Origin of the sequence: Natrarchaeobius oligotrophus (genome assembly GCF_003841465.1) — an archaeon.
In the GTDB taxonomy this organism is placed as follows: Archaea; Halobacteriota; Halobacteria; order Halobacteriales; family Natrialbaceae; genus Natrarchaeobius; species Natrarchaeobius oligotrophus.
Genome location: NZ_REFZ01000002.1, coordinates 370170 through 384275, shown reverse-complemented (window position 1 = coordinate 384275; position 14106 = coordinate 370170). Strand labels below are relative to the sequence as shown.

Here is a 14106-nt window from a genome sequence, read left to right as displayed (position 1 = left end):
AAATATAGTAACTCTCGAAATAACATGTATGACAGTATTCATACTTATTATCGGACGGCCGGACGTCCCAGCGTCCCGCGACCGTCGATGACAATGTTGCCGTGTTGTACAACCCTATATTCGACGCGTCGGTACAGGGGACACGATGAAGCTACTCGTAGCGGTCAAAGAAGTGGCTACTGTCGAAGATTCCTTCGAGGTAGACGGAACCGAAATCGACGATCGGTATCTCGGCGCACGCCTCAACGAGTGGGACGAGTACGCCCTCGAGGAAGCCGTCCAGCTCCGCGAGGCAGGCGTTGCCGACGAGGTCGTCACCGTGACCGTCGGTCCCGAAGAACACGAACAGTCGATTCGCAAAGCGCTCGCGAAGGGTGCAGACCGGGCCGTCCGCGTCTGGGACGATGCGCTCGCGGACGCGGACCTCCTCGACGTTCGAGCCAAAACCGACGTTCTGCGGGCCGTCGTCGAGGAAGAAGAGCCTGACCTGGTCCTGACGGGCGTCCAGTCCGGCGACGACAGCTGGGGAGCGACCGGCGTAGCGCTGGCCGACGAGGTCGGATATCAGTGGGCCGCGGTCGTCAACGACCTCGAGCACGATCTCGCGGACGGGACGGCGTCCGTTCGCCGAGAACTCGAGGGCGGCGTCGAGGAACTCACCGACGTGGAGCTCCCTGCCGTACTCACCGTCCAGACCGGGATCAATCAACCGCGGTACGCGAGCATGCGTGGAATTCGCCAGGCCCAGCGAAAGGAACTGGCGGTGAAAGACTTCTCCGCGCTCGGACTCGATCCGTCCGCCGTCGAGGGCTCGCTCGAACGAACGGCCATGTACGAACCCGAGAGCGAAAGCGACGTCGCCGTCTGGGAGGGAAGTTCCGACGAGACCGCAGGTGCGCTCGCGGATCTGCTCCGCGAGAAGGGGGTGGCCCCATGAGCGCCGTCCTCGTCGTCGCGGACCACCGTCAGGGCGAGCTCCGCGACGTGAGTTACGAACTCGTTTCGGCCGGCGATGGGCTCGCCGAACAGAGCGGTGGCGACCTGCACCTGGCAGTCGTCGGCGGCGACGTCGACCGATTCGCCGACGAACTCGATCTCGCCGGCGTCGACGCGATTCACACGATCGCCCGCGGCGAGGAGTTCAACCACGACGTGTACGTCGAATCGACCGAGCAACTCGTCGAGTCGATCGAGCCGACCTACGTCCTCGGCCCGAACAGCGTCAACGGACTCGACTACCTGCCCGCGGTCGCGAACCGCCTCGGTCGCCCGCTGGTCACCGACGCGATCGACCTCGAGACGGACGGCGACCGCCTGGAACTCACCCGGGAGTGTTACGGCGGCAAAGTCGAGACGACGATCGAACTCGAGGGCGAAGCGGTCGTGAGCGTTCGCGAGGGCGAGTGGCCGGCCGCGACCGAACCCGGCGACGCGTCGATCGAGCCGTTCGACGTCACCATCGACGAAGACGCCGTGGGATCGACGGTCACCGGGTTCGAGGAGGTGACGGGCGGCGACGTCGACATCACCGAGGCCGACGTCCTCGTCTCGATCGGTCGCGGAATCGAGGACGAGGAGAACCTGGATCTCGTCCGCGACCTCGCCGACGCGCTCGAGGCCACGCTGTCGTCGTCGCGTCCGATCGTCGACAACGGCTGGCTGCCGCCGAACCGCCAGGTCGGCCAGTCCGGCAAGGTCGTGACGCCCGACGTCTACGTCGCGATCGGTATCTCCGGTGCGGTTCAACACGTTGCCGGTATGAAGGGATCGGACACGATCGTCGCGATCAACACCGATCCCGACGCGCCGATCATGGACATCGCGGACTACGCGATTCACGACGACCTCTTCGACGTGGTGCCGGCGCTCATCGAGCAGTTCGAGTGAACGCGGCGTCTTCTCGAGTTTTTGCTACGAGTAACCGGGACGGAATCGAACAGTTTCCGATCGGATCGATCGGTTCGTGCGTGTTCGGGGACGGATTACCGCTCTCGTCAGTCGATCACTTCACCGGCGGAGCGTCTCCGTCGTTTCCGGCGCGATCGATTCGTCCGTAGCCCGGCCGAGCGTCCGTATTCACGGCGGTCGACGATCCGGATCGATCGCGACGACCGGTGTCTCCGTCGCTCCCTCGAAACGGGCCGTCACTGGCCGGTGAACTCGGGCGATCGCTTCTCGAGGAACGCGTCGACGCCTTCGACGTGGTCGTCGGTGTGTGCGACGACCTCCTGGGCGGCTTTCTCGCGCTCGAGTGCGGACTGGAGATCGGTGTCGAACGATCCGTTCATCAGGAGCTTGATGTGCTCCAGGGCGACGCTGGGTCCCGTCGCGAGCGTCTCGACGTACTCCGATGCTTCCGTCTCGAACTCGTCGTCGTCGTACAGTCGGTCGACGAGTCCGAGTTCGCGGGCCGTTTCTGCGTCGACGATCTCGCCGGTGAGCGCGAGATCTTTCGCCTTCGAGAGCCCGACGAGTCGCGGAAGGAGATACGAGACGCCCGAATCCACGCTCAAGCCGACGTGTCTGAATCCGAAGCCGATACGGCCGCTCTCGCTGGCGAGTCTGACGTCGCAGGCGAGCGCGAGCGCCGCGCCGCTTCCGACGGCGGGTCCGTCGAGCTTTGCGATCGTCGGGATCGGAAGCGTGTGGACGGTTCGAACCATACGATTCGCAAGCCGAAGCTCCTCCCGGAGAACCTCCTCGAAGCCGCCTTCGTCCTGGAGCCGTCGTCGCTCTTTCATCGCGTCGATGTCGCCGCCCGAGGAAAACGCCGAGCCGGCGCCCTGAAAGACGACGCACCGGACGTCCTCGTCGTCGGGGAGCGTCGGCAGCACCGATAGCAGCTCCGTTTTCACGTCGTGTGACAGCGGATTGCGGCGGTCGGGATCGTCGAACGTAATCGTCGTGACACCGTCGTCTGTTTCGAACGAAACGCAGTCGTCGGACATGTCGAATCACCCTGCAATCGGTCGCACCGCGATATATATCATGTGGTACGAGACGCACCGGAGGCGACGTCTGCTACTCGGCTGGTCCGACGACGTACACCGTTCGACCGGCAGCGGACGAAAGACGTCCGCTACTCGATGGAGCTAACGACGGGGCAGTCGGCGGTCAGGAGAACCGTCTGTGCGACGCTTCCGAAGATCATCTTCCCCGCGGGAGATCGTTTTCGACCCGCGACGACGACGTATCTCGCGTCGTGCTCGTCGGCGTAATCGACGACCCGATCAGCCGGATCGCCGACGAGCCCGACGGCCTCCCACTCGACGTCGACGTTCGCGGCAGCTTCCGCCGCGACGTCCGCCGCGACGCCGCGAACGTCGTCCATGCTGATCGACTCCTCCGCCTCCGCCGACGTTCGCCCCAGATCGAAAAAATCAGACCGCGTCAACACGTGAACGACGTGGACTCGATCGTCGAACGCCTGCGCCAGTATTTCGGCCTGCTCGCAGACGTCCGTCGCTCGATCCGATCGGTCTACCGCTGCGACGATTACCATAGTCAACAGTTGTCACGTCCGCTCTTAACCTTTTTCCACGGAGCGGTGGCAGACGACGAAACGGCCCGTCTCGAGTCTCCGTCGACCTCGAGTCGCGAATGCAGAGAGTGCGACGATGTATCGGCCGTTGTCGCCACTGTTATGTTGATCGACTGCAGCTATCGACGTATGGCACGCACCGAGCCAGTGTACGTTGCTGGCGCGTACGAACATCCGACGCGGGAGGCACCGGATACGTCGACCATGCAGCTCCACGCGGAGGTGGCGGCCGGCGCGCTGCGAGACGCCGGCCTCCCGAAGGACGCCGTGGACGGTTACTGTACGGCCGGCGTCCCCGAGTACAGCTACGCGAAGACGCCCCTCGTCATGGCGGATTACCTGGGTCTCGACGTCGCGTTCGCCGATTCGACCGAGTTCGGCGGCTCGTCGTATCTGGCACACGTCGGCCACGCGGCGAACGCGATCCGAAACGGCGTCTGCGACGTCGTTCTGGTGACGCTTGCTGGCCGACCCCGGTCGCGAAGTCAGGACACCGGAACCGGCGTGCGCGAGATGATCACCGTCCAGGACAGTTTCGAGCGCATCTACGGGGAGATGGGCGTCACGAACTACGCCATGGCGGCTCGTCGGCACATGCACGAGTACGGAACGACGAGCGAACAGCTGGCCGCGATTCGTGAGGCCGCCTCCTACCACGCCCAGTACAACGAACACGCCCTGTACCGGGACCCGGTGACCGTCGAGGACGTCCTCGAGTCTCGTCCCATCGCCGATCCGCTCCACCTCCTCGACTGCTGTGTCATCTCCGACGGCGGCGGCGCAGTCGTCGTCGTCTCCGAGGACGTTCGAGAGGAGCTAGACCGCGAGTGCGTCTCCGTGCTCGGATACGGGGAGGCGATCGGCGGCACGCGCGCCGGCCGGGTCGACGTGACGGAATCGGCGGCACGCCTGTCGGGCGAGCGGGCGTTCGCCGACGCCGGCGTCTCTCGCGACGAGATCGACTACGTCTCGCTCTACGACTCGTTTACCATAACCGTGCTCATGGCCCTCGAGGACCTCGGCTTCTGCGAGAAGGGCGAGGGCGGATCGTTCGTCGAGGGCGACACGCTCAAAGCTCCCGACGGGGAGTTGCCGTTCAACACCGACGGCGGCGGGCTCTCGTCGAACCATCCCGGAAATCGCGGCGGGATGACGAAGATCATCGAGGCGGTTCGACAGCTTCGCGGCGAGGCGAACGACGAGGTGCAAGTCGAGGACGCGACGTTGGCGCTCGCACACGGCACCGGCGGACGAATTTCGACGCGCCACGGCTGTGGAACGCTCATCCTGGGGAGGGAAGACCGATGACGTGGGAGCCGAGACCGGTTCCGGACGTCACGCCCGAAACCCGACGGTTCTGGCGTGCGGCGGCGGAGGGCCGATTGCTGCTGAACGACTGTCCCGATTGCGGACTGACCTACTTCCATCCGCGCGCGCTGTGTCCCGACTGCTTTGCGGAGGCGGAGTGGATCGAAAGCGACGGTACCGGAGAGATATACACCTACTCCGTCGTCCACCAGATCTCGGGGTGGCCCGAGGAACACGTGCCCGTGATCGTCGCCTACGTCGAACTCGACGAGGGACCCCGCCTGCTCACCAACGTCGTCGGCGCGGAGCCGGCCGACGTCGGAATCGGCGACCGCGTCCGGGTAACGTTCGTCGAAACCGAGAATCCCGACGTCGCCGTTCCGGTGTTCGAACCCGTCTCGTCGGCGTAGTCCGCGCCGACTCGAGCCCTCGAGTTCCGTCCCTCGCTCGTTTTCACTCCGACTGCACCGGTCGGCCGTGCTCTGACTGTGCGACCTGGATCCACACCGGTCAGCGTCCCTGCCCGGCGAACCTCCGCCGTCCTCGGTGAGACAGTCAGCCTTATGTATCGGTCCATCTATCCATGAGTATGGCGCTTGAGCTCGACCCCGAGGAGTACAAAGACTCGATGAGCCGCATCCTGATGAGCATCGTTACCCCTCGCCCCATCGGATGGATTAGCACCGAGTGGAACGGACGCGACAACCTCGCGCCGTTTAGCTACTTCAACGCGGTGTCGTCGTACCCGCCGGTGGTGATGTTCTCCGGCCGTCGTCGAAACGGCCGCCGCAAGGATTCGGTTCGGTTCGCCATGGAGTCCGGCGAGTTCGTCGCGAACCTCGTTACCGAGGACCTCGTCGAAGAGATGGACGCCACGAGCGCGCCGCTGGACGGCGTCAGCGAGTTCGACGTCGTCGGACTCGACCGTGAGCCGAGCGAGACCGTCACTCCTCCGCGCGTCGCCGACGCCGCCGCGAAACTCGAGTGTACGGTCATCGACACGCTCGAGGTGTACGATAACGTGCTCGTCTTCGGCGAAGTCCAGCACATCTCCGCGGACGAACGGCTGACGACGGACGGCAAGGTCGATATGAATCGGGTCGACTCCGTCGGACGCCTCGGCGGTCCTCACTACACCGGATTGCGCTTTCTCGACGTCGAACAGTCGAAGTTCGGCCCCTGGAAGGAGTCCGCCCCGACCGGCTTTCGCGTCGACGAGACGTCGTTGACGTTGAAAGTCGACGACGACGAGTTCGAGGCGGTCCAGAACGCGCTCTCTCGGATCGACGACGGCGAATCGATCACGTCCGTGGCCGCCGACACGCAGTTTAGCGAGTCGGAACTGGCCGAGTGTACCGACCGTCGACCGATCTACTTGGATCTCGAGGCGGACGACATGCGGATCGAAGCGGCGCTCGCAGAGGCGGGGTATCTCTACTGACCGCCACGAGCCGACTCGTTATCTTCCGACGTTCCGTCGAATTCGACCGAACGTTTAATACCGATACTACGCAACCCAACGTCTATGAGTGACAGTAGCACGGGCGCCGTCGTATACGAATCCCGATACGACTGGTCTCGAACGACGCCGAGTTTCGCAGTCGTCGATACGATCGCCGGACTCGAGGGCGTCGATCCGGTCGACCTCTCGACGGCGTTCGGAACGACGCTGTTCGACCACGTCGACCCCGAATCCCTCGACACGCTCGTTACCGCCGATGGGAACGTTTCGATCGCGTTTCCGATCGACGACTACTTCGTTCGGATCGACGGCTCCGTCCTGTGCATCTCTACCGGGCGAAACCAAAGCTAAAAGTGTGTGTAACGCCCACTCCAAGCCGATACCGAATGACGAACGAGACAACCGAACCGGCTTCCAGCGACGGCCGTCGATCCTTCCACGACCTCTTCGACGCGGAGTCCGTCGCGCTCATCGGTGCGTCGACCGATCCCGAAACGATCACCGGCCGTCCGCAGTACTTTCTCGAGAAACACGGATACGAGGGCGACGTGTATCCGATCAACCCGAAGTACGACAGCATTCGCGGTCTCACGTGCTACGACTCGGTGCTCGACGTTCCGGACGACGTCGACGTCGCGTTGATCCTGCTTTCTGCCCCCCACGTTCCCGACGTTCTCCGGGAGTGCGGTGAAAAAGGCATTCAGTACAACCTCGTCATCGGCTCCGGGTTCGGCGAGACCGGCGAAGCGGGCGAAGCGCTCGAGGACGAACTGATCGAGGTCGCCGCCGAGTACGACGTCCGGGTCGTCGGGCCGAACACGCTCGGCGTCCTCGGATCCGATCGAAACCTCGCGCTCTCGTTCTCGTCGATGCTCGACGAGCAGGACGAACTGGTGCCCGGCGGAGAGGTCGGCTTCGTCTCCCAGAGCGGATCGTTCGCCGGCATGCTCTTTCAGATCACCCAGCGAGCGGGAATCGGCACCCGATACTGGGCCACGACGGGGAACGAGATCGACGTCGACGCGCTCGAGTTGATGTCGTTCATGCTCGAGGATCCGTCGGTCTCGATGATCGTCGGTTACATCGAGTCGCTGGCAGACGGCGAGCGGTTGGCCGACGTGGCCGCGACCGCTCGCGAGCGCGAGGTGCCGCTGTTGTTGATGAAAGTCGGCCAGTCCGATCGCGGCCAGGAAGCGGTTTCCTCGCACACCGGCAAGATGGCCGGCGACTACGCCGTCTACGAATCCGTCTTCGAGGAGTACGGTATCGTGGAGATCGACGACGTCACGTCTCTCACGGACGTGATGGCCACCGTTTCGACGCTCGATACCGTTCCCCGGCGTGACGATCGGTGGGCGGTGTTGACTCCCTCCGGCGGCGCGGGGGCGCTCATCGCCGACGCGATCGACCGCGAGGGGATGGAACTCGCGACGTTCGAAGACGAGACGACGGACGTGCTCTCGGAGATCGTCCCCGAGTACGGGTCGGTGATGAACCCCGTCGACACGACCGCGAACGTCATCAGCGAGTACGCCCTCTACGAGGACGCGTTCACGACCCTCCTCGAGGACGAGAACGTGGACGTCTTGCTCCTCCAGTTCGCAAACACCGGCCCGAAACAGGCGAAAGCCTACGAGGACCTGATCAAACGAGAGGCCGAGGCGACCGACAAGATCGTCATCGCCGTGTTCACGGGCGGGAAACCGAGCGACGAGATCGTCGAGAGCTACCGATCGTCGGGCATTCCGACGTTCACCGATCCGGTTCGCGCCGTGCGGACGATCCGGCTGCTCGGCCGGTTCGGCAGCGCCATCGACTCCGACTCCGCCTCCACGCCTGCGCTCGAGGAGGCTTCCGGTTCGGTCGACGTGCCCGCCGATCCGGGGCGGTGGAACTGGGAACACGCCGCGTCGCTGCTCGATGCGTACGGCATCTCGCACGCGGACGGTCGGATCGTGGATTCGACGGAAGACGCGGTCTCGGTCGCCGACGAGGTCGGGTATCCCGTCGTCATGAAGGCCTCGGCTCCCGACCTCGAGCACAAGACCGAAGCGGGCGGAATCCACCTCGGGGTTTCGTCCGTCGAGGAGGTCACCGAAACGGTGGGCGAACTCCGCGACTCCGTTCGCGCGTACGATCCGTCGATCGACCTGGACGGCGTCCTCGTCCAGGAGACAGTCGACGACGGCCACGAGGTGATCATCGGCATCACGCGAACGGATCTCGGGCCGGTCATGATGTTCGGCACGGGCGGAACGCTCGTCGAGGTGCTCGACGACGTCGCCTACCGCACGCTTCCGATCACGCCAGAGAAAGCCGAGGCGTTGCTCGAGGAGACTGCGGCCGGGGACATCCTTGCGGGCCACCGCGGCCAGGAGTACGCCACGGACGCACTGATCGATCTCATGGTGAACGCAAGCCGGCTCTACGAGGACTACGATCTCGACGAACTCGACCTCAATCCCGTCAAGGTGCGCGCGGACGACGCCGTCGTCGTCGACTTCCTCGCGAAGTAGTCGTCGTCGACTGCGCCGGCGAACGACACCCACTCCGCACCTCTCCTCTCCGCACCTCTCCTCTCCGCACCTCTCCTCTCCGCACCTCTCCTCTCCGCACCTCTCCTCTCCGCATCGCTCCGAACCGGTTCGATCCGTCCAACTGATCCCACGCTCGAGCCGACGGCCACCGGCCGTCCGGCCGTGATCCCCCGTTACGAAGCGTACTCACGATCGCCGACGGGCGACCGTTCGTCGAGCACTCGCCTCGGACGGACTGTTGTACCGAGACACCGGCAAATCGCGGACGTCTCGCGGTTGCGTCGATACCGACCGACAGCAGGCGGTCTCAGTCATCGGTCGTGGACGGCGTTTGCTTCAAAATAGATGTCCGTTCGGATGCCTTCGGCCGCGAGCCGCCCGTCAGAGACCGCTGGTCGGCGGAACGTTCTCTCGACCGCGGAACGCGTTCAGGGCCGATCGTCGATTTCGATCGTCGCGTCGCCGGAGATCAACACGTCGCCGTCCCCGTTTTCCGCGACGAGGTCGACCTCGTAGGACGTACGGTCGTCTTCGACCGACCGCTCGACGATCTCGCCGGACACCCGTACGGTGTCGCCCGGCCACAACAGGGCCTCGAATCGCGTCCGCAGCCGCGCGACGTTCTCGAGTCCGAACCAGTCGGCGACGTACGAGGAGACGAACGCCGCGGTGAGCATTCCGGGTCCGAACACGCTCTCGCGTCCGGCGTCGATCGCGGCTGGTTCGACCACGTGCATCGGGTTGAAGTCACCGCTGGCTCCCGCGTACTTGACGAAGTCGATCCGGTCGACGTCCGAGACGACAAGCGGCGGCGCGGAGTCGCCGACGGACAGCGACTCGAGGTGTTCGCTCGTCATCTCAGTCGTCCTCCTCCGATTCGGCGGTTTCGATGCGGGTCCGTCGTTCGGTCAGGACCAGCTCGTCGTCCTGGTTTCGGTACTCGATCTCGAGTTCGGCGAACGTCATCTGCCCGCCGCGGCCGCCTTCTTTCTGGTAGACGTCGACGAGGGTCTGGGTGCCGGTCAGCGTATCCCCGACGGTTACCGGCCGTTCGTACTCGTACTCCTGCTCGCCGTGGACGGTTCGGCCCCGGTCGAAGCCGAGGTCGAACCCACGGCGCTTCTCGTCGCGGCGTTCGGGCGGACAGTACCGGGGGAACATGTGAACCCGCGTGAACGTGAGGGGTGCAGGAATACCGTCGAATCCGCGTTCGGCCGCCGCCTCCTCGGACCGGTAGAGTTCCGAGTCGTCCCGGATGGAGCGGGCGAACTCCTCGACTTTTCCCGCCTCGACGTGCAAGTCCTCGACCGTCACCTTCGACGTTCCGACCATCTCGCGGAGTTCTTCGAGGGACTTTTCGGGCATCTACAGCGAGCCTCCCGCCCGTTCGAGGTTCTTCTTGTCGACGTCCTCACCGACGGAGTCCCAGAACCGCTCGGCGATGTCCTCCGCCGTCCAGCCACCTTCGTTGAATCCGAGGCGGTGGATCTCCGGATCTTTGATGATGCCGACGCCGTCACCGCCAGCCCGGAACGTCTGGCCCGTGATGCCTTCTGCCTCGTCGCTCATGAGGTAGGTGACGATCGCTCCGATCCGCTCCGGTGGCATGTCCTCGCGCGTGTACGAGCGTTTCTCCTCCGGAACCGTCTCGAGCATTCTCGTGTACGCGGACGGAACGATCGCGTTGACGCGAACGTTGTACCGATCCAGCTCCCTGGCACCGGTACGGGTCATACCGAGGATGCCGGCCTTGGCGGAGGAGTAGTTGATCTGTCCGATCTTTCCGAGTGCCGACCGACTGCTCACGCTGACGAACGACCGCGATTGGTCGAGGTAATCGTCCTCCTCTCGAGCCACTTCTCGCCAGTGTGCGGCGACGTTCCGGAACAGGGCGAAGTGGCCACGCAGGTGAACTCGAACGACGTCGTCCCACATCTCCGGCGTCATCTTGTAGGAAATGGAGTCGCGGAGAATCCCCGCGAAGTTCACCGCGCCGTCGATCCGCCCGAACTCCTCGAGCGTGTCGTCGACCAGTCGTTCCGTGTAGTCGAACGAGCTGATGTCACCGAAGTGGGCGAGCGCGGTTCCGCCGTTTTCCTCGATCGTTTCGACGGTCTCCTCGAGGGGCTCGTCCGTTTCCCCTTCGCCGTCGAGCGACGTCCCGAGGTCGTTCACGACGACGTTCGCGCCGGCGGACGCCAGCTCGACTGCAACCGCTCGACCGATACCAGTTCCCGCTCCTGCGACGATACACGTTTTGTTGGACAGCATTCTGAATGATCTTCAGAGCACGCCCGCATAAACATTTGGAACTCGAGGGAGGTCGTTATGCGTGACTCGCCGCGTTCGACGCTCGTCGGGTTTCCACGGGGGCCGACTGATGCAGGATAGTCACCGCTACGTCGGCGGAGTAATCGCCCCTGTCGAAGCCCTTATCCCGACCGCTTTCGAAATCGTACCCAGCGTTCGGCCGTCCGAGCCGAGCGTAGTCAACGAACGCCGACAACTGATCACCATGAATCCACAGCAACGAGACCGGTTTCACCTCTTTATCGGGGGCGAGAGTCAGCCCGCATCGACCGACGAGTGGTTCGAAAGCACCGATCCGGCGACTGGGGAAACGATCGCGGAAGTCGCGCGGGCAACGCCGTCGGACGTCGACCGCGCCGTCCGAACTGCCGCCGATGCGTTCGAAACGTGGCGCGACCTGCCGGGCGTCGAACGAGGTCGAATTCTCAGCGACGTCGCGACCGCCGTGAAAGATCGTGCGGATCAACTCGCCGAACTCGAGAGTCTTGATCAGGGGAAGCCGCTGTCGCAGGCGAAAAGCGACGTCGAAACGACGGCGCGGTACTTCGAGTACTACGCCGGCATCGCGGACAAACTCGAGGGAAAGAGCGTTCCGCTCTCCGGATCGAACGTCGACTTCACCGAACGAGTTCCCTACGGCGTCAGCGCACAGATCGCTCCCTGGAACGTTCCCGTCAGCCTGGCGGCTCGCGGATCCGCGCCGGCGCTGGCGGCTGGCAACACGGTGGTCGTCAAACCGGCGTCGCCGACGCCGCTCGCCACGGCGTTCTTCGCTGAAATCTGTTACGAGGCCGGCGTTCCGGACGGCGTCTTCAACGTGGTAACCGGCAGAAGCGACTCCGGGGCCGCCCTCTCGTCGCACGCAGCCGTCGACGTCATCACGTTCACCGGCAGCGTTCCGACGGGACAGACGGTCATGGAGGCCGCCGCGGAGACGGTCACACCCGTCACGCTCGAGCTGGGAGGAAAGAACTCCGCGATCGTCATGGCGGACGCCGATCTCGATCGCGCGATCTCTGAGATCGACGTCGGCATCTTCTGGAACGCCGGACAGATCTGTGCGGCCGCCGATCGCGCGCTCGTTCACGAGTCGCTGTACGAGGAGTTCGTCGACGGAATCGTCGACGCGGCCGAGTCCTACGAACTCGGGCACGGGCTCGAGGATCCCGACATGGGTCCGCTCAACAACGAGGACCACTACGACGAGGTTCTCAGGTACCTGGATCTCGGCGTCGAAGAGGGTGCGACGCTCGAAACGGGCGGTCGACCCCTGGAACGGGACGGGTACTTCGTCGAACCGACCGTCTTCTCCGACGTCGACCCCGACATGCGGATCGCACAGGAGGAGATCTTCGGTCCGGTGCTCACCGTCATCCCGTTCTCGGACGCCGACGAGGCGATCGAGATGGCCAACGACGTGGAGTTCGGGCTCACCGGCGGCATCTTCTCCCAGAACGTCGATCGGGCGCTGACCGCCGCTCGAGGGCTCGACGTCGGTTCCGTCTACGTCAACGAGTGGTACGGCGGTGGCGTCGAAGCTCCCTTTGGCGGCACCAAACTGAGCGGAATCGGCCGCGAAAAGGGTCTCGAGGCGCTGGATTCGTACCTGCAAACGAAGAACATCTCGATAAATCTCGACCGCGGTATCTGAGGCCGTCCTCGAAGCGGCTGTGTGTCAGACCCTCGATTCTCGTCGCCGAAGTTGCTCGGGAACCGATCGTCGTTCGTCCGTTCGTGACCGGTTTACTTCGGTTTCGCCCGTGCGTTACGCGCCGTCGTTGCGGCTCGGTTGACCGTCACGGACGGACGTCCGACCCGCTAATCCCGGGCGCGGCGACCACCCGAACGAACGATTATCATAAACCTTATACTGTTTCCCACACAGAACCAGTATGGGGCTAGCCATGCCAAAGATTAGCAGGAGAAAAACGATTCAGTACGGCGGAATAGTGTCGACAGCAGCTCTCACCGGCGTTGCGGGGTGCCTCGGAGACGATGAGAACGGAGAGTTCCCGGATCAGCGAATAAACCTCATTTCGACGTATCCGGAGGGTTCGGGGACGACCGCGATCGCCCACCGGCTGGGGACGGAGATTACCGAACAGTCGGGTGCTGACGTCGAAGTCGAACCGATCGGCGGTGCAGCCGGTCTCAGGGGAACAGGTGAACTGTTCGGCAGGGAAGCTGACGGCTACACGTTCGCACTGTTGTGGTCTCCGAGCCAACCGCTCGCGACCGCGACTAACCCCCCGGACTGGGACATCCTCGACCTCTCTGGCGTTGCCGAGATCGGCGCGTACACCCTCTCTCTCGTTGCGAACCCCGATTACGAGTTCGAGGACTTCCACGACCTCGTCGATCGGTACAACGACGGCGAGTTCGATACGGTCGGCGGACTGGCAGTCGGTCACGCCTGGCACATCACGCTGGCGATCGCGCGACAGGAAGCTGACTGGAACTGGTCCAACTTCGTCACCTTCGACGGAACCAACGACGCGATTCGCGGCGTCGCCGCCGGCGAGGTTCCCGCGGCAATCACGACGACGGACGTGGCGATCACCGCCGACCAGGAAGGCGAGATCGATCTGATCAATAACTTCGTCTCCGATGGCGATCCGAACGCACCGGACGTTCCCGCGTGGGTCGACGATCTGGGAATGCCCAACATCGACTTCATCTCCCGATACAATCTCCTCGCGGTGGCACCGCCGGATCTCGATGCCGATCGTCGGGATGAGCTTGTCGACGTTCTCTCGGATTGCGTCGAGTCCGAGGAGTACCAGGAGTGGGCTGACGAGACCAATCGAATCGCCGGGATGGGTGCGACCGGTGACGACGTCAACGACATGATGGGGACGGTCATCGAGGAGATTCCCGAACGGCTCGACCTCGACGAACTCCTCGAAGAATAGGTCAGCTCACCAATCACGGAGCAGTTGAATCGAATA

General features: G+C 64.0%; 14 protein-coding genes. 9 read left to right on the top strand and 5 right to left on the bottom strand.

What is annotated here, in order from left to right; translation table 11 throughout:
- Positions 1-145 precede the first annotated feature (145 nt).
- Positions 146-937 carry an electron transfer flavoprotein subunit beta/FixA family protein gene (locus EA472_RS04540; protein ID WP_124190317.1) on the top strand — a complete coding sequence of 264 codons (792 nt, stop codon included), beginning with the start codon at positions 146-148 and terminating at the stop codon, positions 935-937.
- Positions 934-1887 carry an electron transfer flavoprotein subunit alpha/FixB family protein gene (locus EA472_RS04535; RefSeq protein ID WP_124190316.1) on the top strand — a complete coding sequence of 318 codons (954 nt, stop codon included), beginning with the start codon at positions 934-936 and terminating at the stop codon, positions 1885-1887. Before EA472_RS04540 ends, EA472_RS04535 begins: the two co-directional genes overlap by 4 nt.
- 257 nt (positions 1888-2144) lie before the next feature.
- Here EA472_RS04535 and EA472_RS04530 read toward each other — a convergent pair whose 3' ends face one another.
- Together EA472_RS04530 and EA472_RS04525 are read right to left on the bottom strand one after the other, a co-directional pair.
- Positions 2145-2948 carry an enoyl-CoA hydratase/isomerase family protein gene (locus EA472_RS04530; RefSeq protein ID WP_124190315.1) on the bottom strand — a complete coding sequence of 268 codons (804 nt, stop codon included), beginning with the start codon at positions 2946-2948 and terminating at the stop codon, positions 2145-2147.
- Positions 2949-3079: 131 nt separating this feature from the next.
- Positions 3080-3502, bottom strand: coding sequence for a universal stress protein (locus EA472_RS04525; RefSeq protein WP_124190314.1), 423 nt, complete (start codon positions 3500-3502; stop codon positions 3080-3082).
- A 168-nt stretch (positions 3503-3670) separates the two neighbouring features.
- Here EA472_RS04525 and EA472_RS04520 point away from each other — a divergent pair, with 168 nt between their 5' ends.
- The 5 genes from EA472_RS04520 (at position 3671) to EA472_RS04500 (ending at position 8827) form a co-directional block, all read left to right on the top strand.
- A complete protein-coding gene (locus EA472_RS04520) occupies positions 3671-4849 on the top strand; it encodes a thiolase domain-containing protein (protein WP_124190313.1) in 1179 nt (392 codons plus the stop codon).
- Positions 4846-5259: a Zn-ribbon domain-containing OB-fold protein gene (locus tag EA472_RS04515; protein WP_124190312.1), complete on the top strand. Its 414-nt coding sequence runs from the start codon at positions 4846-4848 to the stop codon at positions 5257-5259. The genes EA472_RS04520 and EA472_RS04515 overlap by 4 nt, the downstream gene beginning before the upstream one ends.
- A gap of 179 nt (positions 5260-5438) precedes the next feature.
- Positions 5439-6290 carry a flavin reductase family protein gene (locus EA472_RS04510; RefSeq protein WP_124190311.1) on the top strand — a complete coding sequence of 284 codons (852 nt, stop codon included), beginning with the start codon at positions 5439-5441 and terminating at the stop codon, positions 6288-6290.
- 84 nt (positions 6291-6374) lie between these two features.
- A complete protein-coding gene (locus tag EA472_RS04505; protein WP_124190310.1) occupies positions 6375-6662 on the top strand; it encodes a HalOD1 output domain-containing protein in 288 nt (95 codons plus the stop codon).
- A gap of 35 nt (positions 6663-6697) precedes the next feature.
- Entirely contained in the window at positions 6698-8827 is a 2130-nt protein-coding gene (locus tag EA472_RS04500) for an acetate--CoA ligase family protein (RefSeq protein ID WP_124190309.1), read from the top strand.
- Positions 8828-9276: 449 nt separating this feature from the next.
- Here the strand turns inward: EA472_RS04500 and EA472_RS23325 are convergent, their stop codons facing one another.
- Genes EA472_RS23325 through EA472_RS04490 form a run of 3 tightly spaced genes read right to left on the bottom strand, consistent with a single transcriptional unit; the run spans position 9277 to position 11119 of the window.
- Complete coding sequence (locus EA472_RS23325; RefSeq protein ID WP_343205500.1) at positions 9277-9705, bottom strand: MaoC/PaaZ C-terminal domain-containing protein; 429 nt, start codon at positions 9703-9705, stop codon at positions 9277-9279.
- A gap of 1 nt (position 9706) precedes the next feature.
- A complete protein-coding gene (locus EA472_RS23320) occupies positions 9707-10213 on the bottom strand; it encodes an FAS1-like dehydratase domain-containing protein (protein WP_343205499.1) in 507 nt (168 codons plus the stop codon).
- The gene (locus EA472_RS04490) at positions 10214-11119 is read right to left on the bottom strand and encodes an SDR family oxidoreductase (protein WP_124190308.1); all 906 of its coding nucleotides are present in this window, start codon (positions 11117-11119) and stop codon (positions 10214-10216) included.
- A gap of 244 nt (positions 11120-11363) precedes the next feature.
- On the opposite strand from EA472_RS04490, the gene EA472_RS04485 reads away from it, so the two are divergent.
- Both EA472_RS04485 and EA472_RS04480 read left to right on the top strand, forming a co-directional pair.
- The gene (locus EA472_RS04485) at positions 11364-12809 is read left to right on the top strand and encodes an aldehyde dehydrogenase family protein (protein ID WP_124190307.1); all 1446 of its coding nucleotides are present in this window, start codon (positions 11364-11366) and stop codon (positions 12807-12809) included.
- 298 nt (positions 12810-13107) lie between these two features.
- On the top strand, positions 13108-14070 hold the full coding sequence (locus EA472_RS04480) for a Bug family tripartite tricarboxylate transporter substrate binding protein (protein WP_165874820.1): 963 nt from the start codon (positions 13108-13110) through the stop codon (positions 14068-14070).
- The last annotated feature ends 36 nt before the right edge of the window (positions 14071-14106 follow it).